The 22,553-nt window shown below is 43.8% G+C and carries 21 protein-coding genes; 4 read left to right on the top strand and 17 right to left on the bottom strand.

Going from position 1 to position 22,553, the window contains the following annotated elements:
• Positions 1 to 102: 102 nt before the first annotated feature.
• On the bottom strand, positions 103 to 1,179 hold the full coding sequence (locus LCL96_RS00605; protein ID WP_224939559.1) for a bifunctional 3-deoxy-7-phosphoheptulonate synthase/chorismate mutase: 1,077 nt from the start codon (positions 1,177 to 1,179) through the stop codon (positions 103 to 105).
• A 204-nt stretch (positions 1,180 to 1,383) separates the two neighbouring features.
• On the opposite strand from LCL96_RS00605, the gene LCL96_RS00600 reads away from it, so the two are divergent.
• Positions 1,384 to 3,540 carry a cell division FtsA domain-containing protein gene (locus LCL96_RS00600; protein ID WP_224939558.1) on the top strand — a complete coding sequence of 719 codons (2,157 nt, stop codon included), beginning with the start codon at positions 1,384 to 1,386 and terminating at the stop codon, positions 3,538 to 3,540.
• A 39-nt stretch (positions 3,541 to 3,579) separates the two neighbouring features.
• On the opposite strand, the gene LCL96_RS00595 is transcribed toward LCL96_RS00600, so the two are convergent.
• The 4 genes from LCL96_RS00595 to LCL96_RS00580 form a co-directional block, all read right to left on the bottom strand.
• Positions 3,580 to 4,125, bottom strand: coding sequence for a YtxH domain-containing protein (locus tag LCL96_RS00595; RefSeq protein WP_224939557.1), 546 nt, complete (start codon positions 4,123 to 4,125; stop codon positions 3,580 to 3,582).
• A 219-nt stretch (positions 4,126 to 4,344) separates the two neighbouring features.
• Complete coding sequence (ytxJ, locus tag LCL96_RS00590) at positions 4,345 to 4,659, bottom strand: bacillithiol system redox-active protein YtxJ (RefSeq protein WP_224939556.1); 315 nt, start codon at positions 4,657 to 4,659, stop codon at positions 4,345 to 4,347.
• Between the two features lie 94 nt (positions 4,660 to 4,753).
• Positions 4,754 to 5,236: a YtxH domain-containing protein gene (locus LCL96_RS00585; protein WP_224939555.1), complete on the bottom strand. Its 483-nt coding sequence runs from the start codon at positions 5,234 to 5,236 to the stop codon at positions 4,754 to 4,756.
• Positions 5,237 to 5,252: 16 nt separating this feature from the next.
• Positions 5,253 to 5,774 (bottom strand): DUF948 domain-containing protein, encoded by a 522-nt coding sequence (locus LCL96_RS00580; RefSeq protein WP_224939554.1) that lies wholly within the window; start codon positions 5,772 to 5,774, stop codon positions 5,253 to 5,255.
• Positions 5,775 to 5,976: 202 nt separating this feature from the next.
• On the opposite strand from LCL96_RS00580, the gene LCL96_RS00575 reads away from it, so the two are divergent.
• Positions 5,977 to 7,092 carry an aminopeptidase gene (locus tag LCL96_RS00575; protein ID WP_224939553.1) on the top strand — a complete coding sequence of 372 codons (1,116 nt, stop codon included), beginning with the start codon at positions 5,977 to 5,979 and terminating at the stop codon, positions 7,090 to 7,092.
• Positions 7,093 to 7,290: 198 nt separating this feature from the next.
• Here LCL96_RS00575 and murC read toward each other — a convergent pair whose 3' ends face one another.
• From murC to LCL96_RS00530, 9 genes are all read right to left on the bottom strand, one after another.
• The gene (gene murC, locus LCL96_RS00570) at positions 7,291 to 8,610 is read right to left on the bottom strand and encodes a UDP-N-acetylmuramate--L-alanine ligase (protein ID WP_224939552.1); all 1,320 of its coding nucleotides are present in this window, start codon (positions 8,608 to 8,610) and stop codon (positions 7,291 to 7,293) included.
• Between the two features lie 160 nt (positions 8,611 to 8,770).
• Positions 8,771 to 9,421 carry a hypothetical protein gene (locus LCL96_RS00565; RefSeq protein WP_224939551.1) on the bottom strand — a complete coding sequence of 217 codons (651 nt, stop codon included), beginning with the start codon at positions 9,419 to 9,421 and terminating at the stop codon, positions 8,771 to 8,773.
• 8 nt (positions 9,422 to 9,429) lie between these two features.
• Complete coding sequence (locus LCL96_RS00560; RefSeq protein ID WP_224939550.1) at positions 9,430 to 10,533, bottom strand: nicotinate phosphoribosyltransferase; 1,104 nt, start codon at positions 10,531 to 10,533, stop codon at positions 9,430 to 9,432.
• A 106-nt stretch (positions 10,534 to 10,639) separates the two neighbouring features.
• Positions 10,640 to 13,438, bottom strand: coding sequence for a DNA translocase FtsK (locus LCL96_RS00555; RefSeq protein WP_224939549.1), 2,799 nt, complete (start codon positions 13,436 to 13,438; stop codon positions 10,640 to 10,642).
• A gap of 258 nt (positions 13,439 to 13,696) precedes the next feature.
• Positions 13,697 to 14,302, bottom strand: a complete 606-nt coding sequence (gene ytpR, locus LCL96_RS00550; RefSeq protein WP_224939548.1) for a YtpR family tRNA-binding protein — start codon at positions 14,300 to 14,302, stop codon at positions 13,697 to 13,699.
• A complete protein-coding gene (locus LCL96_RS00545; RefSeq protein ID WP_224939547.1) occupies positions 14,303 to 15,112 on the bottom strand; it encodes a DUF1444 domain-containing protein in 810 nt (269 codons plus the stop codon).
• A gap of 225 nt (positions 15,113 to 15,337) precedes the next feature.
• Positions 15,338 to 15,655: a thioredoxin family protein gene (locus LCL96_RS00540; protein ID WP_224939546.1), complete on the bottom strand. Its 318-nt coding sequence runs from the start codon at positions 15,653 to 15,655 to the stop codon at positions 15,338 to 15,340.
• A 1-nt stretch (position 15,656) separates the two neighbouring features.
• Positions 15,657 to 16,688 carry a PTS transporter subunit IIC gene (locus LCL96_RS00535; protein ID WP_224939545.1) on the bottom strand — a complete coding sequence of 344 codons (1,032 nt, stop codon included), beginning with the start codon at positions 16,686 to 16,688 and terminating at the stop codon, positions 15,657 to 15,659.
• Between the two features lie 466 nt (positions 16,689 to 17,154).
• A complete protein-coding gene (locus LCL96_RS00530; protein ID WP_224939544.1) occupies positions 17,155 to 17,658 on the bottom strand; it encodes a hypothetical protein in 504 nt (167 codons plus the stop codon).
• 170 nt (positions 17,659 to 17,828) lie between these two features.
• Here LCL96_RS00530 and LCL96_RS00525 point away from each other — a divergent pair, with 170 nt between their 5' ends.
• Both LCL96_RS00525 and LCL96_RS00520 read left to right on the top strand, forming a co-directional pair.
• On the top strand, positions 17,829 to 18,275 hold the full coding sequence (locus LCL96_RS00525; protein ID WP_224939543.1) for a YtoQ family protein: 447 nt from the start codon (positions 17,829 to 17,831) through the stop codon (positions 18,273 to 18,275).
• Positions 18,276 to 18,490: 215 nt separating this feature from the next.
• Positions 18,491 to 19,984 carry a peptide MFS transporter gene (locus LCL96_RS00520; protein ID WP_224939542.1) on the top strand — a complete coding sequence of 498 codons (1,494 nt, stop codon included), beginning with the start codon at positions 18,491 to 18,493 and terminating at the stop codon, positions 19,982 to 19,984.
• A gap of 426 nt (positions 19,985 to 20,410) precedes the next feature.
• On the opposite strand, the gene LCL96_RS00515 is transcribed toward LCL96_RS00520, so the two are convergent.
• From LCL96_RS00515 to LCL96_RS00505, 3 genes are all read right to left on the bottom strand, one after another.
• A complete protein-coding gene (locus LCL96_RS00515; protein ID WP_224939541.1) occupies positions 20,411 to 20,707 on the bottom strand; it encodes a hypothetical protein in 297 nt (98 codons plus the stop codon).
• A gap of 98 nt (positions 20,708 to 20,805) precedes the next feature.
• Positions 20,806 to 21,348: a DUF84 family protein gene (locus tag LCL96_RS00510; protein ID WP_318246392.1), complete on the bottom strand. Its 543-nt coding sequence runs from the start codon at positions 21,346 to 21,348 to the stop codon at positions 20,806 to 20,808.
• A gap of 94 nt (positions 21,349 to 21,442) precedes the next feature.
• Complete coding sequence (locus tag LCL96_RS00505; protein ID WP_224939540.1) at positions 21,443 to 22,516, bottom strand: M42 family metallopeptidase; 1,074 nt, start codon at positions 22,514 to 22,516, stop codon at positions 21,443 to 21,445.
• Between the last annotated feature and the right edge of the window lie 37 nt (positions 22,517 to 22,553).

The following is a 22,553-nucleotide window of genomic DNA, read 5'->3' as shown; positions in this document are numbered from 1 at the left end:
CGAAATTTTCGCCGATACCCGTACTAGTCCGCATAGGCTGCACTTCATTTTAACCATAAAAAAAGCTGAATCCCCTCTAAAAAGGATTCAGCCTTTCAACTATTATACTTCTATCGTTCTGCCCTTCAACAACTCCTGGTAGAAATGATCGAATTGATCCAGATCCATTTGTTGAGCAGAGTCGGATAACGCTACGGCAGGATCAGGATGAACTTCTGCCATGACTCCATCAGCTCCGACGGCAATTGCCGCTTTAGCCGTTGGAAGCAATAGATCCCTGCGTCCTGTAGAGTGCGTAACATCCACGAATACCGGTAGATGCGTTTCCTTCTTAAGGATTGGCACCGCTGAAATATCCAGTGTATTTCTTGTCGCTTTTTCATACGTACGAATTCCACGCTCACATAGGATGATGTCGCCGTTTCCTTGTGAGATGATATATTCGGCAGCATTGATGAATTCATCGATCGTCGCCGCTAAACCACGCTTAAGCAATACAGGTTTTTTCACGGAACCCGCTGCTTTAAGCAGTTCAAAGTTCTGCATGTTTCTTGCACCGATTTGAATGACGTCGATGTATTCTAATGCCGGTTCGATATCAGCAGGGTTTACGATTTCACTGACTACAGCCAAATCGTATTCGTCTGCCACTTTTTTAAGAATTTTTAAGCCTTCAATTCCAAGCCCCTGGAAGTCATATGGTGATGTTCTCGGTTTGAACGCTCCACCTCGAAGCAACTTTAATCCTTTTGCCTTAACGGCTTTCGCCACTTCCGCCACTTGTTCATAAGATTCAACGGCACATGGTCCGAAAATGAAGTGTGGCTTTCCATCTCCAATCGCATCTCCGTTAATATTGACGATTGTATCATCCGGTTTCTTTTTACGGGAAACGAGCAATGCTTTACGATGATCGTCTTTTTGCAGTTCAAGACCGGCTTTGAAGATCTCTTTGAAGATATGTTCAATGGTCGAATGTTCAAATGGACCATCGTTATTTTCCTTGATCAGATCAAGCATGCCTCTTTCACGAACAGGATCATAGCGGTATACTCCTTGAGTCTCCTTGACACGCCCGATTTCCTGAACGAGTTTAGCACGTTCATTGATGGTTTCTAATAATTTTAAGTTCATCTCGTCGACTTGTTTTCGTAATTGATCGAGCTCTTGATTACTCACAATACAGCACCCTTTCTTTTTTTATCCTGTTCATACGTAAAAACTGTTATAGTTTTAAGAAAGTATGATACATTTTTGATATTGAAACTTATTATAATAGAACAGATCTAAAATGTCACGACAAAATTCTTTATTAGTTAGACGCTTTTAAGCACTAAAGTATTTAGTATAGTATGAGAATAGGCTAAAGTGGGTGAACACGAATTGAAAAAAAAGCAAAAAATCTTTGCATTAGACATCGGAACCCGATCCGTTGTAGGTATTATTTTAGAAGAAATAGACGGAATATTTCAAGTTTCAGATATATTGATAGAAGAACATAAGAAGAGGGCCATGCTCGATGGACAAATTCATGATGTTCCCGCCGTTGCGGAGGTCATTTCCTCCATCAAGAAACAATTGGAAACAAAACATGGCCCTCTTCATAAAGTGTGCGTCGCAGCAGCTGGACGGGCCCTTAAAACGGAAACGGCTCTTGCCTCGTCCAATATCAAGGGTAAACCCCTACTTCAGAAAAATGATATCCTGCATCTGGAATTAAGTGCCGTTCAACAGGCACAGGCATTAGCTGCCGAACATGAACATGATGCGAAGGGCTACCATTATTACTGTGTTGGTTATTCCGTCCTCTTCTACCGGTTAGATGGAGAGGAGATCGGAAGTCTCATCGATCAGCAAGGGGATGAAGCGAGCGTCGAGATCATCGCTACCTTCCTTCCGCGTGTGGTTGTCGATTCCCTGATCGCTGCACTAAATCGTGCCGATTTGGAGATGGAAGCCTTGACACTGGAGCCCATTGCAGCCATTAATGTCCTTATTCCCGAGTCCATGCGACGCCTGAACGTTGCACTCGTGGATATTGGTGCGGGAACATCCGATATTGCCATCACCAATATGGGGACCGTTATCGCTTACGGGATGGTCCCGACTGCGGGAGACGAAATAACGGAAGCGATCAGCAATGAATTATTGCTGGACTTCCCACTGGCAGAACAGGCAAAGAGGGCCCTTCAGTCCTCTGAAGAGATTACAGTCACCGATATTCTCGGCTTTGAAACGAACCTCCCTTCACAAGAAGTGATAGCGAAAATCTCACCGGCTGTGGACCGGCTCTCCGGAGAGATTTCAAAGGAAATCCTTCGTTTGAACAACGGAAAACCCCCACAGGCCGTTATGCTCGTAGGAGGAGGAAGCTTGACGCCCGAACTGCCCGGCCGACTGGCTTCATTCCTTGAACTGCCTCACAATCGTGCAGCTGTCAGAGGCGTGGAGGCGATTCAAAATGTCACCTTATCGGATGACGTAAAAAAAGGTCCGGAGCTTGTCACACCGATCGGAATCGCCATTGCAGCGAAGCAGGCACCTGTTCAATATGTGACAGCGTATGTGAACGACCAGCCTGTAAGGTTATTCGAAGTAAAGGATCTGACCGTTGGCGACTGCATCCTGGCAGCTGGTCTAAAATTAACCAAATACCATGGAACACCGGGGAAGGCGTTCTTTGTAACCGTCAATGGTCAGGACATCACATTGCCCGGCGGTCACGGTCAGCCTCCACTCATTGAGAAAAACGGCATGCCGAGTGAACTAGATGAAACGATCCAGAACCATGACCGGATCACAGTCCATATAGGGGTGGACGGTTCTTCGCCGAAGGTTACGATTGGCGAGCTGGTTGATACCTCTTCATCCAAACAGATTGTCCTAGACGGGAAACCGCATCTGGTTACTCCCCTCGTGTTCAGAGACAATCAGACTGGATCAATGGACGAGATCATCCAGGATCGTGATGTGATTCGAATCGAATGGATCGATACCTTAATGGATCTGCTGACCCATGTCGGCTATCATGATTGGCTGGAGGGTATCAAACCTTTTCGCATTTCCATCAATGGTGTAGAGACGTTCTTCCCTGTTTATAGCGGGAAGGTGTTCATACACGGTATGGAGACTAAACTTTCGGCAAAGATCAAGGATGGTGACGTCATATCATTCAAATCAGCTCTCACCCCTACCGTAAAGGATCTTCTCGTCAAAAAGCAGCTCACCACGGAAACGGCAATCAGGATCACGTTTAACGGGGAAGAAGTATTCCTTACGAAAGAGAGCAGCCGAATCACACGGAACGGTACTAAGCTCGGAATGGACGATCGTTTATACTCCGGTGATTCAATTGAAATAGAAGAACAGCAAACGGGCTCATTTATTTTTCAGGATCTATTTAATGCAGTGGAAATCAACATGCCCTCTCACTCGAACGGAAACTTCATTCTTTTGAAAAATGGCGTGGAAACGACTTTTTATGAAGACATTCAACAGGGAGATCAACTGGAAATCCTCTGGCCTCAAGGATCACGATGATAGAAACCAAAAAAACTGGCGATTACGCCAGTTTTTTTATTATGATCCAACTTGTCCAGGTATGGAGCTCGTACGGTTCGTCGGATGAATGGTGTTGTCTTCTTCAGTGGAGGTAGAACTTGTCATGTTCTCTGATTCCCCCGTCACTTCTTCCCCAGCCTCTTTCACTTTGCCGCCAATGTCCTTCAATTCTTCTGCCGCTTCTTTCGTAGTGGCAATCATTTCTGATGAATCATCCTTTATTTGATTCACTTGATCTATCACATCATCATTCACCTTTTCATACACGCTCTGAGCGTCGCTAATTGCTTCCTTCAACACACCCGTCGCTGATTTCAGGCGGTCCTGCCAGTCATTCACGACTCCTGAAGGATTCTCTTTCACTTTTCCTATCATATCCATTGTGGAATCCTTCATGTCTGATGTTCTGGAAGTGACGTTCTTTCTCGTGGTTTTATCCAGCATGGCAATGGCTCCACCAACGACGGCTCCCACGACCATCCCCTTCACCAGCTTCCCATTTCGTTGACTTTTCACTTTCGTCGTATTTCTTGTCCCGGTTTCATAAGGTACAGGTTGTGTCATGAATCGATCCTCCATTTATCGTTTTTTATTCTTACAAGTTACTTTCCCTGTAGGAAGAGGAATAAACGTAGAGTACGAAATTACCAAAAATTATCAAATCCAGTTGTTTTACATGCCTTGATTTACAAATGTCCTCTCATAGAATCGACGCAGTCCTCCCCATCCTCTCAACTCTGTTTACAATAAAAAAAGACCCTGATGAAATCAGAGTCCATTTCCTTATAGCTTATCCAATTCACTTTCGGTAATCTTCCAATGGGAAGCGTTCCAGCCTGGTTTTCCATCGATAAACAGGAAGGCTTGGGGAGATTCGTGCCTGATGCCGTATTTTTCAGCAATATGATGGGACAATTCTCTCGACTCTTGAACGGCTAGATAATATCCTTCTTCCTCTTCATGCTTGTTCAGAAATGACTGGTATTCTTTAAAAGCACTGGAGCTTACCGGACAAGTCAAGCTGTGTTTCATGAAGAAGAATCGTGGATTGGTTTCGGATAGTTGTTCAAACTCCTGAACGGTTTCAATCTTTTTCATCTATATCTTCCTTTCCTTGAAACTGTAGTTGATTTTTACCCAACAAAAAAACGGTGAAGTAATCATATCACTTCACCGTCCCTGGAATCAATCATTACTGATTGTATGATTTTTCAGTTTCATCGAATGCCTTTTTCGTTTCCTCGAGCTTTTGATTCACGTCTTCTGTTTCTTCGACAGGTGAAGTTTCACCTACAGGAACAGCTTGCAGCTCATCTGTTGTTTCCTCCAGCTCTTTATTGTTGGAACGGTATGTTTTTAGCTTCCCAACCACATTGTTGGATTGCTCTTGTACTGATTTTGTAAGGGCAGAAGATTTTTCTTTCGCGACTGCGGCAAACTCATTGCTCTTCTCAACAGCCGTGTCCTTCCATTGACCTGTCTTTTCTTTCAGGACGCCAGCCTGCTCATTGATATCGTGGCGAAGGTCTTTACCGGATTTAGGAGCGAGTAATAGGGCCGTTGCAGCTCCTACGATTCCCCCGATCAATGTTCCGATCATGAAATCCTTTGAGTTGATGTTGTTGCTGTCGTTTGCCTGATTTTGGTTCTGGTTTTGATTGTACTGTTGAGTCATGTAAAAATTCCCCTCTCTAATTGTTATAAGATCTTGCTCTTTTAACTAATTTTTCTCGAGATCGAACTTCCTTGGATGCTTGGTTTGGAACAGCTACCTCAGCAACATCAGGTTGTGTTGGCTGTTTTTCCTGTTTTTGTTTCCATTTGTCCTTTAACTCAATAAATGCATTACCCCATTGAACCACTTGTGAAATCTTACCCTGGTTACGCTCCAGTTCGGTTGAAATGGATGTGCTTACCTTCTTCACTGAGTTATTAAGGTTCTGGATGGAATGCCCTACATCCCTTACCGCATAAACAACCGTGTTTAGATCCTCGGATTTCTTCTGGATATCCTCAGCCAATAAATTTGTTTTATGTAGTAGTTCTGTAGATTCCTTTGTTACTCCTTGAAGCTGGCTCTCAAGTCCGGTCAATGTCGTCGAAACACTGTCCAAGGTTGAGCCGAGTGACTTCAAAGTCTTCATGACACTCAAAACTAAAATAAAAAATGCAACGGCTATTACAGCAACGCTCAGATAAAGAATTATTTCCATATGCCACACCTCCATGTATAAAAATCCTTTACCCTTATGATGAACAATTAAACATTATACTAGTATTTCTCCCTCGTTAGGAATTTTCCTGCATGAAAAATAAAAAAATATTCACTTGGATGAGCATTTCTCATTTCAGCTCTCTCATCCCACAACATTTTAGGGTACAATAATACTGACCACAAACAAGGGGGAAGATCGAATGAAAGATCCACGCATTGAAAAACTGGCTAAAAATTTAATTCAATATTCTGTTCAATTACAGCCGGGCGAAAAAGTATTGATTGAAAACTTCGGTTTGCAGCGCGAACTAGTGACGGCACTTGTGAAAGAAGCTTATGCGGTCGGGGGATATCCATTCGTATCCATCAAAGATCACGCAGTAGACCGTGCATTATTAATGGGAGCACAGGAAGAGCAATACGATATGATCTCAAGCTTCGAAGCGAACGTCATGGAGCAGATGGATGCATACATCGGTTTGCGTGCAGGTGACAACATCAGCGAACAATCCGATGTCCCTGACGAAAAGATGAAGATCCACGGCAATACAATCGGGAAGAAAGTACATAGAGAAATTCGCGTTCCTAAGAAAAAATGGGTTGTACTCCGCTATCCGACTACATCGATGGCACAGCTTGCAAACATGAGCACAGAAGGATTCGAAGACTTCTACTTCGACGTGTGCAACCTGGACTACAGCAAAATGGACAAAGCCATGGATAACCTCGTTGAACTCATGAATAAAACAGACAAAGTCCGCCTTGTAGGAGAAGGGACGGACCTTTCATTCTCCATCAAGGACATCCCAGCCGTGAAATGTGCAGGACGTCTGAACATTCCTGATGGCGAAGTGTACAGCGCACCAGTGAAAGATTCCGTAAATGGCGTCATTTCCTACAATACACCATCTCCTTACAATGGATTCACTTTCGAAAATGTGAAGTTGACATTCAAAGAAGGTAAGATTGTGGAAGCTACGGCAAACGATACCGATCGAATCAACAAAATCTTTGATACAGATGAAGGGGCAAGATATGTAGGTGAATTCGCCATTGGCGTGAATCCGTTCATTCAGCACCCGATGCAGGACATCCTTTTTGACGAAAAGATCGACGGCAGCTTCCACTTCACACCTGGTGAATGCTACGAAGAAGCCTATAATGGAAATCACTCCAACATCCACTGGGACATGGTGATGATCCAGCGTCCTGAGTACGGTGGAGGCGAAATTTATTTCGACGATGTCCTGATCCGTAAAGACGGAAGATTTGTCGTGGAAGAACTTGAAGTGTTGAATCCGGAGAATTTGAAGTAAGAATGAGAGCCACCGTCATGATGAATGATGGTGGTTTTTTGTGGTTTTGTTTCTGTATCTCTTGGTTTTGACATCTGGTTTCAACTGTTGAATTCCGACGCATGTTCTCCTGCTGAACGTTCACCCAATTTCACCTGTAAAATCCCCACTATCAGACAAAAACAAAAAACCGGTTCCCATAAGAACCGGTTTCTCCATTTATTTTTCTTCCTTCACTTGTGCCCCAAGCGTCTCTTCATACGCCTGCTGGAATTTCTGAATGTCTCCTGCCCCCATGAAAATAAGGACGGCATTTTCATGCTTGAGCAAGGCAGTCGTGTCTTGTTCATCGATGATTTCGCATCCTTCGATCTTGCTCTCTAGATCATGGATGGAAAGTTTCCCATGGTTTTCACGGGCAGAACCAAAGATTTCACAAAGGTACACTTTGTCTGAAAGACTCAATGTTTCAGCAAACTCAGAAAGGAAGGTTTGCGTACGTGTAAATGTGTGCGGCTGGAAGACCGCGATGATTTCTTTTTCAGGATATTTCTGTCTTGCCGAGTCAACGGTTGCCTTGATTTCAGTCGGATGATGAGCGTAGTCATCAATCAGGATCTGCGTGCCCACTTCTTTTTCGGAGAAACGGCGTTTGACTCCTTTAAATGTGCTTAAACGTTCCTGTACGACAGCTGTATCGAGTTCCTCATAGTGACAGATCGCAATGACGGACAGGGCATTCATGATGTTATGGTCCCCGAATGTAGGGATTTTGAATGCAGCATAGAACTCATTACGGACAAACACATCGAATGAAGTACCTGAACTGTCCCTAGATACGTTTCTCGCCTGAAAGTCATTTTCCTCGGCGAAGCCGTAGAATACTACTGGGACCTGAGCCTGGATCTTTTGCAGCTGCTCGTCATCTCCGCATGCAATGATTCCTTTTTTCACTTGCATAGCCATCTCTTGGAACGCAGAGAAGACGTCATCCACGTTGGCAAAATAGTCGGGATGATCGAAATCGATGTTCGTCATGATGGCGTAATCCGGGAAGTAGGATAGGAAGTGACGGCGATATTCGCACGCTTCGAATACAAAGTATTGAGCATCGACTTCTCCTTTACCCGTTCCATCCCCGATCAGGAAGGAAGTGGGCTTTGCCCCACTGATGACATGTGCCAACAGTCCGGTCGTGGACGTTTTTCCATGTGCGCCCGTCACGGCTACGCTTGTGAATTTCTGCATGAAGTCACCAAGGAATTTATGATATCTGGTCACAGGCAGTCCTTGTTCCACAGCTTCTTGGATTTCTTCATGGGTATCAGGGAATGCATTCCCTGCGATCACGTGCATATCCCCTCCAATGTTTTCTTTTTGGAAAGGGAGAATTTTTATATTTGATTCATCCAGGGCTTTCTGTGTAAAGAAATACTTATCTACGTCAGATCCTTGGACCTCGTAGTCCATATCGTGGAGTATTTGGGCTAACGCACTCATGCCCGACCCCTTAATTCCTACGAAATGATATATCGTCATAATAGAACCTCCAACAATCGTCTATCTAAAAGCATTATATGAAATCAATATTTATTTTGCCATCGGTCTTTCGCTTTCGATATTCTGAGTATAGAAGAAAGCGAACTTTCTTCAACTTGAAACATTATATCATTTTTTAAAATGCCTGACCATGCACAAGCTATGAAAGACTGGGTAGAATAAAGTTTGGGGCTTCTTCTTTCAAAAATGTTCTCCATAATACCCCAGTTTCTTGATTCATTTGACCGTAGTGATCTTTAAGTTTTTCCCGTATGTCCTCGGAATGCACAGGAAAAACAGGACCTAAGATCCACTCATGTACGACGAGAGGGACTTTCCTCACGAAAAAGGACTGTCCTTCATGGATTTCCTTTTCCAGACAATCAGGGTTGATTTTAACAGAGACCTCATCTCCATGGATGAGATGCTGACAGCGGAGGATCAGTCCATTCTTTTCCTTCACTGTGACGGGTTCCCAGGCTGCCGTCAATACAACGGCACCGAGGAGCTTCGCTGATTCATGAAGCGGATATGACTGAAGAAATTGAAAGAATAGAGTTTGTCCCTTGATGGTCTTATAGTCGAACAAAAACCATTCTTGAAATAATTTCTCCACTCTTCCGGCTAAACGAGTCTGATCTTGGTGAAGGAAACGTTTGGAGAAGATCATCTTCGCCCGCACCTTTTCCCTTATATTTGTTTCCTTGAGCGCGTATTCAAACGCTTTCCGGTAGAGATCCTGTACCTGTTCTTCTGCGATCTTCTGTTTTTTTTGTCTGAATCGCTCAAGATCTAACGTGCTTTCCTGCATGTTCTCACCTATTCGAATTCTACTTTTTCCAGACGGGGGTTCGGACGAAGCTTTCTTCCTGCCTTCGCTTCAGGAGAACCATCAATGACGACATTGTCACCTGTAAACCCGACGTGGATCTTGAGAAGGCTGCTTCCCACTCCGTACATATCGACAGGAACTTGATTTTCCTCAAACTGACGGATGCGGTCTTCGTTAAAACCACCTGATACCACAATCTTAACGTGATGGTATCCTTCTTCGTCCAAAGCGTCTCTCAATGCATTGATCAACTGCATATTGACCCCGCGTGGATCAAAGGTTCCAAGCACGTGCTGATTCCTGAGGAAATATTTATCGATCATCATTCTTGATGTATCTACCCTTACCCCTTTTAATTCCGATCCAAACTCTCTCGCGACCTTTAATGAGTCAGTAATGACGTCATTATTGTAGTCGACAAGGGCGATAAGCTCGTCTTCAGGAAATGTTTCCTTGTACGCTTTCGTTGCCTCGACAATGTCACCGTTGAATAATTGGATGAGGGCATGTGGCATGGTCCCCATCCCTTTCTTTCCCCACCATTCGTTCATGGCGTGAGTCGCCTGGGCTGTGGATCCCCCGATGAAGGCTGCATAACCGTCTCCCGCCTGCTGCGTGAAGTGATCATCTCGGTCACCCATAAAGATGACGGGCTTTTGTTTCCCGGAAAGGGAAGCGGCTTTCATGACATTATAAACACTCGTCGCCACGGATGTTCTTCTGGCAAGTATGCCATCGATGATGCCTTCTAAATAACCAAAGTCCTGGTATCGCCCCTTGATGGTCAGTACCGTTTCAAACGGAGAGATCTGGTCTCCATCCTTTAAGGAATGGATTTCGAGATTCTCCGGGTTATCAGCGAATGTATGCAGAAGGGCGATGACTTCATCGGTTCCGCATATCACGGCGTGAGTCTTTTGAAAAAATTGCATAGTGACATATGCATCCGGCTTTTTCTTCTTGGCGATTTCCTTCGTTTTCAAAAAATAGACAGCTGAAAACCAACCATCCTTGATTCTTTCGTCAAACTTGAATGTATGATTGGTCAACCTGTTGAGTTTTCCTTGAAGTTTCAATTCTATTTCTTTCATTCTTAAAGCTCCTTATGGCTCTTCCTACAAAAATAGGTATTCTGCTTATTCGTCCTAACAAGGACAGATATAAACAGAATACCATGTATTAAATATTTGTACTAGTCTATGCCAATGTCTCCAATTCACTTTCAGAAATGAGGACATCCCTTGGTTTACTGCCTCTGGACTCAGAAATAATTCCATTACTCTCCATCATTTCCATCAATCTTGCCGCGCGGTTATATCCGATTCGGAATCGGCGCTGCAGACTGGAAGCTGAAGCACCACCCTGGTCGACGACAAACTCACACGCTTCTAAAAACAGTTCGTCCTCTTCCTCGGTCACCTGTGCCTGCTTAATCAATTCATCCTGTTGGAAGATATAATCCGGCTCTCTCTGCTCTCTTACATGACGGATGATCTCATCGATTTCATCATCGGAAACGAACGTTCCCTGCAGGCGGACCGGCTTGGATGATCCATTTTCAAGGAATAGCATGTCTCCCTTCCCAAGCAGCCTTTCCGCACCGCTGCCATCTATGATCGTTCTAGAATCCACGCTTGAAGAAACGGAAAATGCGACCCTTGTCGGCACATTCGCCTTGATCAAGCCTGTAATGACATCGACGGACGGGCGCTGGGTGGCAATGATCAAGTGGATCCCACAGGCACGTGCCTTCTGGGCGATCCGGCATATCGCTTCCTCCACGTCAGCTGGGGACATCATCATTAAGTCTGCCAGCTCATCGATGACAATCACCAGGTATGGAAGCATATCGCTATACTGTCTATTCCGCTTGGCCAGCTCATTGAAACGCTTAATATCCCTTACACCGGTGTGGGCGAATAGTTCGTACCGTCTTTCCATTTCCTCCACTGCCCATTTAAGGGCTGCAGTCGCAGCTTTCACATCTGTAATCACTGGGCTCACCAGGTGAGGGATCCGATTATACGGTGCAAGCTCCACCATCTTCGGATCGATGAGGAGTAGCTTCAGTTCATCCGGTGATGCTTTGTACAAGAGACTGACAAGGATCGAGTTGATACATACACTTTTTCCGGAACCGGTAGCACCTGCAATAAGACCATGAGGCATTTTACTCAAGTCCGTCACGATAGGCTGGCCGGAAATATCCAATCCAAGGGCGGCTGTCAATGGAGATGACGGCTCCTGGAACTGAGGACTTGCAATGACTTCACTGATGCAGACCGGGCGGCTCTCCCTGTTCGGCACCTCGATCCCGATCGTATGCTTACCCGGGATTGGAGCTTCCATGCGGATATCCTTGGCAGCGAGGCTCAACTTGATGTCATCTGTCAGATTCGTAATTTTATTGACCTTCACACCTGGTTCCGGTTGAACTTCGAATCTAGTGACAGACGGCCCCTGCGTCACATTGACCACTTTGGCCCTGACGTTGAAGTTATGCAGGGTCTCGTCCAGTAATAGTCTTTGAGAATCCAGCCACTCTTCACTCATTTCCTTCGAAACAGGGGGCATCAAATAATCCATTTCTGGAAAAACATAATCTCGGGCTCTTTTCGTAGATGAACTTAACTCACTATAGCTCTTGACTGCTTCTTCCCCTTGAACCTGACTTTGTTGAGTAGGCTGCTCTTCTTGTGGACGCGGAGCCTCTGATGGTTTTTCTGTATGTTCCTGAACAGAAGGTTTCTGTTCCGTTTTTATTGTCTTCCTTTTCTCCATTGAAGGAGATTCGGGTGTCTTACGAGTATCCATCTGACGCTTATCTTGCTTTAGCATTAATACGTTAAAAGGAAGATGTGACCTTTTACGCCTTTGTGGTTCTTCCTTGATCGGTTCTTTAGGAGCGGTTGCTCCCGCTTCTTCCTTAATTGGTTCTAGAGGTGTGGTCGCTTCCACCTCTTCCTTAATTGGTTCTGGAGGTACGACCTCTTCCACCTCTTCCTTAATCGGTTCTGGAGGTACGACCGCTTCCGTCTCTTCTTCTGTAGAATTTTCTTCTACAACGGATTCTTCAGCTGGGATCTCCTCCTCAAAAGAAGGACTTTCTTCGCTGACAGGTTCTTCCTTGACTGGATTTGTTGTTTCCAGAATAGCATCTGATCCAACTGGAGTTGACTGATCATGGACAATAGATATATTCGGCTCTTCATCCGGCGCTTCCGTTATGAGTGAAATGCGCTCTGATGTTATAGGAGAAGTTACTTCACTGTTCGTTATCTCCTCATCGTGATGGTCTGTTTCCTTTACAACGCTTTTTGGTATTTTCTCAAACTTAACCGGTGGAATGTCTGATGTACCTCCTCTTAATCCATTCGAAGTCGGCTCCTCTTTCTTTCCTACAGGTGAAGAGGTTTCCTCTCCCGACAAAAGGGAGTTTTCCACGATTCTTTGAGCTTTATGATCGATGGCTGCTTCTTTTCTTTCTTCTTCATTATGTAAAAATTTCTTCAGCTCGTATTCGACATTTTCTTCTTTTTTGATTGGTCTATTTTTAAAACCATAGATGGGTGACGGAATTTCTGTTGGTGTAAACGGACGGCTGTTTCCTTTTTCCACTTTCGGCGATTTCTTCGGTTTTACAGAAGTAGTAGGGCTTTCTTCTTTCCACTTTCGTTTAGCTACAGAATGGTTCTGACTCTTCGGCTTCGGCTCCTGCTCATTCTGTTTCTCTTCTTTTTCTTGATTTCTTCTTGCCCTTCGCGGACGTTCCCTGGTCTCTCCATCGGAAATGAGCGGGAACCGGAAATTCCCTTTAGGATATTGATAGGTCATTCTTGCTTCTACATCACGTGAATGGCTTGGTCCAGCTATATGTTTACGTTCAGGCTTCGTCGGTTCGATTCTCTGAACATCGTCGTCATTTTCATCATAATACTCTTCAAATTGTTCGTCATTATCTGATAATTTACCAAATATTTTTTTAATCCAACTCACAAACATCACTCTTTCTTTCATACTTACTTTTATTTTATCAGTTAAAGAGAAAAATTCGAGTCATTTCGATAGATTAAGAGAATTGTTAAGGGATTGTGTCGAAACAAACATAGGTGTAAAGAGACTGTAATACGAAAAGCGCAGGCCCCTTGGGAGAGGTGAGCTAAATAAGACCGGTATTTCCCTTGGCCAGGGTTATGTTCAATTCCTATACAAAACAAAAATACCCGGGCCCACTCCGGACCCAGGTATACATATTTAAGCAGTAAATGGTTGTCCTACTTGATACGTATCTTCAAGAACCAAGATGCCTTTTTCTTGAGGAGCATCGGGAAGAGCAAGTTCTTTGGCTGAGCAGATCATACCTGAAGATGCCACTCCACGAAGCTCTGCATCCTTGATGACCATCCCGCTCGGCATAACAGCGCCAACCTTTGCGACAACTACTTTTTGTCCTTTGTCAACATTAGGGGCACCACACACGATTTGCAGGGTTTCACCGCCAACATCGACAGTACAAATGTTCAATTTGTCTGCATTTGGATGCTTTTCTTTTTCAGACACATAGCCTACCACGAATTTCGGTGTGAAATCTGCCTCCAGCACCTCATCAAAACCGTTCTTCTTGATGGCTTCATTGATCAATTGAAGCTTCTCATCGTTCATGTCGACAGGACCCACTTCGCTTACACTCATATACTTTGATGCATGGAATAGGTTATAGCCTAGTGTTTTCCCCGATTTTTCATCGAATAAACGCACTGCGTCTTCTTTTCTTTCGTGTTGAACTTCTCCTTCAAACCCTGGATCCAGAGTTACGATCAGGGTATCACCAATGCCTTCTAAGTTATAAAATACGTTCATTTACTTGTTCTCCCTTTCCTTTTTACGATTTTTTGCCAGTATGAAGATCGGTTCAAGCTCCCCTTCTTCATATACGAAGGATAGTGCCGTAATTGGAACATTTCCTGTCGTAAAGAAGCTCATGGTCAGCTGGGCAAGTACATCATAGCCCGTTTCATTGCGGATATCACCGATGACCAGTACATCCTGATGGGGCACGGATACCGTCATTTCTCCTTGAACATCCTTCCTTATCTGTTTCAAGAAGGAGTCATTCAAGATGCGGCTTGCGTCGTATCCATCATTATTGTTAAGAAAATAAAATATATTTCCTGCAACTTCATCCTTTTTCATTGTCGTCGGCAGGCTTCTTACATTAAAAAGGGCGGTCTCTTTCATTTGCTCATGAGTCCATCCTTCAGCCTTCAACATGTTTTCATCCAATAGACGATAGGTTTTCCCTAAATCCACTGCATAGTAAATGCGCGTTTCCGCGGTATGATCATCCGTCACGAGTGCAACGCCATCATTGGATTCAGTGGCAAACGAGGTGGAACGGATGACAGGAAACACGTTTTTCTGTTTGCTGCCAAGATCGGATTCCGTTCCCATGACGTTTAGCGCCTCTTCTACGTAATACACCACTTCATCGATGATGGATTTGTTGTTTTCCTTCCATTTGGATACAATCGGCGGAAGGGCAATGGTGATGCCTTTTTTTGTCTCCGTGTTTTCGATTCTTAATGAGTCTTTATCACGGTCATATGTAAACGAACGATTCGGTTTCTCTAATCGTTCTTGGAGTATGCCTTTTAGCTTTTTTATGTCCAAACTTGATCCTCCTTTGTTCATTCATTTTCTTTGCTTGTTCTCACAAAGAACATTTTTTGTAAATTAAGTACCCTTTATAATAGAAAACAACCGACTTCATTGCTTCCAAATTTGATTATTCACTTATAACATTTTACATCAAAATGGCGAGATTACAAAAGGAACCTGTTTTTTTCGGGCAAAAAGAAAAGGGACCTTCAAATGAAGTGATCCCTTTTGCTTTTTTTATGAAGCTAGTGTGTTCATAAATTCCTCGATCTGTTCTTTCGTTTTCCGGTCTTTGCTTACGAAGCGTCCGAGTTCACGGCCGTCTCCGTATGCGAGGAAGCTTGGGATCCCGAAAATATCCAGCTCGATGCATAGGTCGATGAATTGATCTCGATCTACATATAGGAATGTATACTCTGAATACTCATTTTCGATTTCCGGCAGGATCGGTTCAATGATCCGGCAATCCGGACACCAGTCTGCTGAAAACATGAATACATGTTTTCCGCTTTCTTTCAATTGATGGAATTCTTCCACTGATTCCAGTTTACGCATGTTATTTGCCCCCTGTTTCGATCGTCATTTGGTTTGGTTTGATCCAACCTAGTTTACGCATATATTCAGATAGTAACAGGCTAATGAATGCAGGTCCAACAAAATGCAACAAAAGGATTTTCATGGCAACATCCCAACTGAATCCCATTGTCTTGAATGTCATGATCTGACCGACGAATCCGCTGGTACCCATTCCGGCTCCGGCTGCATTGTTTTCCATCAGCCAGATGGTTGTACCGATGGGAGCGAGTATCATTCCTGCTACGGTAGGAGGAATGAGAATAAGAGGATTGCGGACGATATTCGGAACTTGCAGCATGGATGTCCCGATTCCCTGGGCAAACAGCCCGCCAACCCTGTTTTCCCGGTAACTGATGACGGCGAAGCCCACCATTTGTGCCGCACAACCGATCGTAGCAGCCCCGGCGGCAACTCCGCTTAAATCAAGCATGAGGGCGATGGCCGCACTCGAAATCGGCGCTGTCAACGCTAGACCCATGAGGGCAGCAACGAGTATGCCCATGATGATCGGTCTCTGCTCCGTTGACCAACTGATCCAGCTGCCAAACATGCTCATAAAGTCAGCAATTCCCGGGCCAATCAATTTAGCTGTCGTAAATCCTGCAAGGATGGTCACAAATGGTGTCACGATAATATCCAGTTTCGTTGTCTTACTGACAAGCTTCCCAATTTCTGTAGATAGAACCGCTGCCACGTATGCACCTGCGGGTCCACCAAGGCTTGCCCCTGCAGCTCCCGTCACGACAGCTGCGAATAAGACAAGCGGCGGTGCTCCGAGACCAAAGGCAATCGCTACACCGATCGCAGGCCCCATCAGGCTGATTGCGAGACTCCCCATCTCAATGAAAAATTCACTGACCCCGGCGGGAAGAGGGATCTGTTCTCCGATTGTCTTGATGATCAATCCGATGATCAACGAACTGAACAATCCCAATGCCATATAACTTAATGCATCTATAAAATACGTTTTAGCAGAAAACGTAATGCCTTTCTTCTGTAAATAAGCTTTCATGTCCTTCACTCCTCTGTGCAGCTTTCCTTTTACTAGTGTAAAGACACATGTTTATTTTGTCTATCATTTTTGCTTTTAGATGAAATTGATTTTTTATTATGAAAAATCATAGTAGAGGTCGATTATGGCAGGGTATGATGTCCGAATGGTTCCATCACGCGATTCAGTCTACCTGAAGAGGGTCTGACTTGCAGGATAAACTGTGATGAGCTTGTTTCTTCTATAGGAATTAATCCAATTTCAACTATTATTAAACCGGATTCCAGATTATTCAACTTGATCCAGAATTATTCTACAGCTTGTTCATTTTATTCAACCTGATTTCCAATAATTTAACCTCTATGTCGAATTTTCTTTAGGCAGAAAGATCTCCCCATCGTTTTCTCTCCTACCACCATTCTTCCCCAAAAAAGAGCATAAAAAAAGACCGATTCCCATAACAGAGAAGATTCGGTCTGAATATCATCTATTTGTGTTTGACTGAAGCTGCCATTTTCATCATCATTTCTGCGTTATCCGCCAAGTCTTTTACTTGTGACTGAGTCGTTACTTTCGTTCCGCCCACTCCAACAGTAAGTTCGTATTCTTCTGTATCAGGTAATTCCTTAATGACATAGTATCCTAAGCGGTCGTCTTCTTTGAAAGTCCCATGTTTAACGAGAGTTTCTTTGTCATTAATAGCCATTTTATATAGAAGTTCACTATCTTTATCCTCTTGAGGGTTAGTGAATAGTATGAACGTATCAGAGCTTTTTGAAATAATGATATTATTAGGAGATTCTTTTTCTATTTCAGCACCGAATGGCAGGTAAAAGCTAATGTTCCCAGCATCTTCACCGGCTGATTCATTGGAATCCAAAGCACCCTTTACTGCGCTTGCTGTCTCCTCTTTTTCTTGATCAATCGTGGTACTGCATCCTGCTAAAATAAGCATAAGAATAAAGAAAAGGATCGATGTTTTCGTCTTCATCCTCACGTTTCCTCCCTTCATGCCTAGGACCTATGCTTATGATACCCTCACAAAGTCCCAGTTGACAACCCTTCCAATAAGAAATTATGCCTTTTTCATGGGAAAGGTGGTTACATTATCTTCGAGTGGGTATTTATGATAAGATGACTAAAAACAGGAAGGTGATCAGGATGGAATTTACCGTGTACTTAGCTGGAGAGATACATAGCACATGGAGAAACGAATTAAAAGAAAAAGCGAAGGCACTGAGACTTCCTCTAAATTTTGTCGGTCCAATGGAAAATCATGACCGTTCCGATTCAATTGGGGAAGAAATTCTTGGTGAACAGCCTAATAAGATATTCCGTGATGAAGCTGCTTCACAGATTAATAATTTCCGGACAGAACTGCTGATGAAAAAATCGGATGTGGTAGTCGCTTTATTCGGAGAAGAATACAAGCAATGGAATACGGCAATGGATGCCAGCGCAGCTCTTGCATTACAAAAGCCCCTGGTCCTCATTCGTCCCGAAAAACTTCATCATCCTTTGAAAGAGCTTTCAAATAAGGCGAATGTAACGGTTTCGTCGATTGACCAGGCACTAAGGACCCTTTCTTACGTTTTCGAAACAGAATGACCATATTCTCTAAACCCCCTGCAGCATCAATGCTGAGGGGGTTTTTTTACGGGTAAATGTACAACCTCCAAAGACCTAAGAATTTTCATTATTTAAAAATAACATAATATTGGCAATGTATAGTCATTTTATGTTATTATTAACCATTTGCAAACTTTTTTTGACTTTAAGAAAATATTAAAATATTATAGTAAAAGAATAAGGGAGGTAGTAACATGTCATCAATGAATAAACAGAAAATTGTGGATAGTGTCCCTCAAAAAGGATTCTTTGGACATCCGAAGGGATTATTCACTTTATTCTTCACAGAGTTTTGGGAGCGCTTTTCTTACTATGGAATGCGTGCCATCCTCGTATTCTACATGTATTATGAGGTTTCTAAAGGTGGACTGGGTCTAGAGCAAAATACAGCTTTAGCGATCATGTCCATTTATGGTTCACTTGTGTATATGTCCGGGGTTATCGGGGGTTGGTTAGCTGATAGAGTATTCGGTACTTCGAAAGCCGTTTTCTACGGTGGAATATTCATCATGTTTGGTCACATTGCTTTATCATTTCCAGGGAGCTTATCTCTGTTCTTTGTTTCAATGGTATTGATTGTTGTCGGAACAGGTTTATTAAAACCGAATGTTTCTACAGTTGTAGGTGAAATGTACAGTGAAAATGATACCCGCCGTGATGCTGCATTCAGTATCTTCTATATGGGTATCAACTTAGGTGCTTTTATTGCACCACTGATCGTCGGTAGTCTTATGGAATCGAAAGGTTTCCACTGGGGATTCGCGGCAGCTGCAATCGGAATGTTCTTAGGTCTTGTTGTATTCATGCTAACGAAGAAGAACAACCTGGGTCTTGCGGGTACGTATGTACCAAACCCGCTTTCAGCACGTGAGAAGAAGAAATATGGATTAATCGTAGGTGCAGTCGTAGTAGCTTTAGCCATTATCTTAGGAACTACAATTCCAGCAGGTATCTTTACATTAGACGTATTCATCAATATCGTCGGAATCTTCGGTATCGTCGTTCCAACCATCTACTTTATTGTGATGTACTTTAGTCCAAAAACAACGGCAACTGAACGTTCAAGAGTCATTGCTTATATTCCATTATTTATTTCAGCCGTCATGTTCTGGTCTATTCAAGAACAAGGTTCAACTATCCTTGCAGCATATGCAGACAAGCGTACACAGCTTGACTTCATGGGGATGTCCATCTCTCCTGCTTGGTTCCAATCACTGAATCCGCTATTCATCATTATTTTAGCTCCAGTGTTTGCATGGATGTGGGTTAAACTGGGTGATCGTCAGCCATCCGTTCCGAAGAAATTCTCATTCGGTCTATTGTTTGCCGGTTTATCTTTCCTAGTGATCTTGTTACCAGCTCAGCTTGGTGGCGAAGGTTCACTGGTAAATCCTTTATGGCTCGTGCTAAGCTACTTTATCGTCGTTCTTGGTGAGCTTTGCTTATCACCAGTAGGTCTTTCAGCAACAACGAAGCTTGCACCAGAAGCATTCTCTGCTCAAACCATGAGTCTTTGGTTCTTGGCATCTGCCGGTGCACAAGCTCTTAACGCGCAGCTTGTCCGCTTCTATACGCCAGAAAATGAAACAATTTACTTTGGTTCTATCGGTGGAATGGCGATTGCATTAGCCGTTATTCTATTCTTGATTTCACCTATGATCCAAAGAGCGATGAAAGGTGTAAAATAATCATTGTTCGATCCCTCTGAATTTTTCAGAGGGATTTTTTATTTAATATAATTGGTTATCCGTATACATTATTCTTCATGTAGCAAGTAATGGTTGATTTCCACTCCAGGTGCTCGCTTTCCGCGGGAAACGCGTGAAAGTTGAGCACCTGGAGTGGAAATCAACTGTCTAAGTATAATTTTTTAATACCAGCAAAAAAATTCACTGACATTTAATAATCAATTTCTATAGTCTGAAGTACTCGATTGTAACTGAGAGTGAAGTTGTTGAGAAAAATAAGTCTATTGCTGTCAGCAAGCAAAACAACTCCTATCACCTTACAATTTCCTATAGAGCGGTGGCAAATCACAAACTGTTATTAGTAACAACAATTTATGCAAAAACAGCCAAAAAAAAGAACCCCGCTTAAACGGAGTTCTACTCAAATTACCAGAATAAATGACAGAAGCAGTTTCGATGTCTTCTTCTGCGGTTATCTTCCGCTCCAGCGACATTATCTCTTCTATTGCAGCCGCATCGTCTACGGTTGTCTTCTGCACCCATTACGTTATCTCTTCTGCCTCTGCAACCTCTGTTTCGGTCTTCAGCCCCTCTGACATTGTCTCTTCTTCTGTCACCAAACAGGAATTTATCCCAATCGCAACAGTATCGGTGATCACGACGATCGTCACGGCGATCATCACGACGGCCGCCAACTCGGTCGTTACAATAATTGCATCCCATAAATTCTAACCTCCTTCGAAAGAATTTATCAGATAATATAAAGTCTGATATACTTCATCCTATGAAGGAGCGGTTGATTTGGTATGGGCCAAGTACCCTTAGGGACGACTGTTCCTATGATTATTTTGTTTATATTGCCACTGGCCTATCAGAAGATCGACCACGTGATGAAACATTTTCTCTCTCGTCAAGAGACCATTGGTAAACACACCGATGGCCCCTTCTTTCTTTCTGATTCCCGTTCTTTGGGTATACTCATCCATCAGTGGACCAAGTTCTTTTCCTGCCTTAAGCTCCAAGCTGATTTCTTTCGGCAGGGAAATTCTGGCGCCGCCTCCGATGATTTCGGTCCCATTCCGATCTACAAGTGCTCCCCAGTTACAGACGAACATCCCGTAGAGGGATTCACTTACTCCTCCTTCAAGTCCTATACCCACATCACTATCCGTGGCCTTTAGAACATTTTTGGCACGGTTTAATGCACCTTCAATCGTCTCCTGGTCGGACCTTGGCTGTTCACTTACATAGGACTCGGTTTTGAGACAATCGAATTGAACGTCACCGTATTGTTCCTGAAAGGCCTTTTGAACGGCTTGTACCTTTGCCGGGTTCGTTGTTCCTATTGCTATTTTCAACATCATCCACCCTCATTTCTTACAGGGAGATCCCCTTTTCTGTCTATAAAAAGGCTGTCTCAGAACTGGAATGAGACAGCCTTTCTCTATTTTTTATGTGTCAGCTATTCGATTTGATGGTTTCGATGGTCGAGCGGTCACATTGTTTCACCAGTTTGACGATCAGCTCTTTGGCAGCAGCATAATCATCCACATGTATCATGGAGGCATGAGTATGGATGTATCTCGAACAAATCCCCACTACTGCACTCGGAACCCCCTCATTGGACATGTGAACTCTTCCGGCATCCGTTCCTCCTTGCGATACGAAGTACTGATAAGGAATATCGTTTGTTTCCGCTGTATCCAACACAAATTCCCTTATGCCCCTGTGGGTCACCATCGAACGATCGAGAATGCGAAGGAGAGCCCCTTTTCCAAGCTGACCAAATTCATTCTTATCACCTGACATATCATTTGCAGGACTTGCATCCAAAGCAAAGAATATATCTGGATTAATCATGTTGGCGGCCGTCTGGGCACCTCTTAATCCCACTTCCTCCTGGACCGTCGCACCGGAATAAAGGGTATTCGGAAGGGTCACTCCCTGAAGCTCTTTTAATAATTCAATGGACAATCCGCATCCGTAACGGTTATCCCATGCTTTGGCAAGGATCTTCTTCTCATTGGCCATCGGAGTGAACGGGCAGATCGGCACAATCTGCTGACCCGGTTTAATTCCGATCTCACGTGCATTTTCCCGGTCATCCGCACCGATATCGATGAGCATATTCTTCATATCCATCGGTTTTCTTCGCTGTTCTTCCCCTAGCAAGTGAGGAGGGATACTGCCGATCACGCCTGTTATCGGACCGTTATCCGTGATGATCTGAACCCGCTGAGCGAGCAGCACCTGGCTCCACCAGCCTCCAAGTGTCTGGAATCGGATCATTCCATTATCCGTAATCGATGTAACCATGAAGCCTACCTCGTCCATGTGCCCCGCAACCATGACAACAGGATCCTGTTCGCTGCCTTTTCTCAGTCCGAATACTCCGCCTAATCGATCCTGTACGATCTCATCCGAGTATTGGGATAATTGTTCTTTCATGAATGCACGAACGGCATGTTCATTACCGGGCGCCCCCGGCAATTCCGTCAATGTCTTAAATAATTCCAACGTATCTTGTTTCATGTCTAATGCCCCTTTTATAAAGAATCTACTTTATGTA

Source organism: Rossellomorea aquimaris, from assembly GCF_020172085.1.
Taxonomy (GTDB): Bacteria; Bacillota; Bacilli; order Bacillales; family Bacillaceae_B; genus Rossellomorea; species Rossellomorea aquimaris_E.
This window is presented reverse-complemented; position numbering and strand designations above follow the sequence as displayed.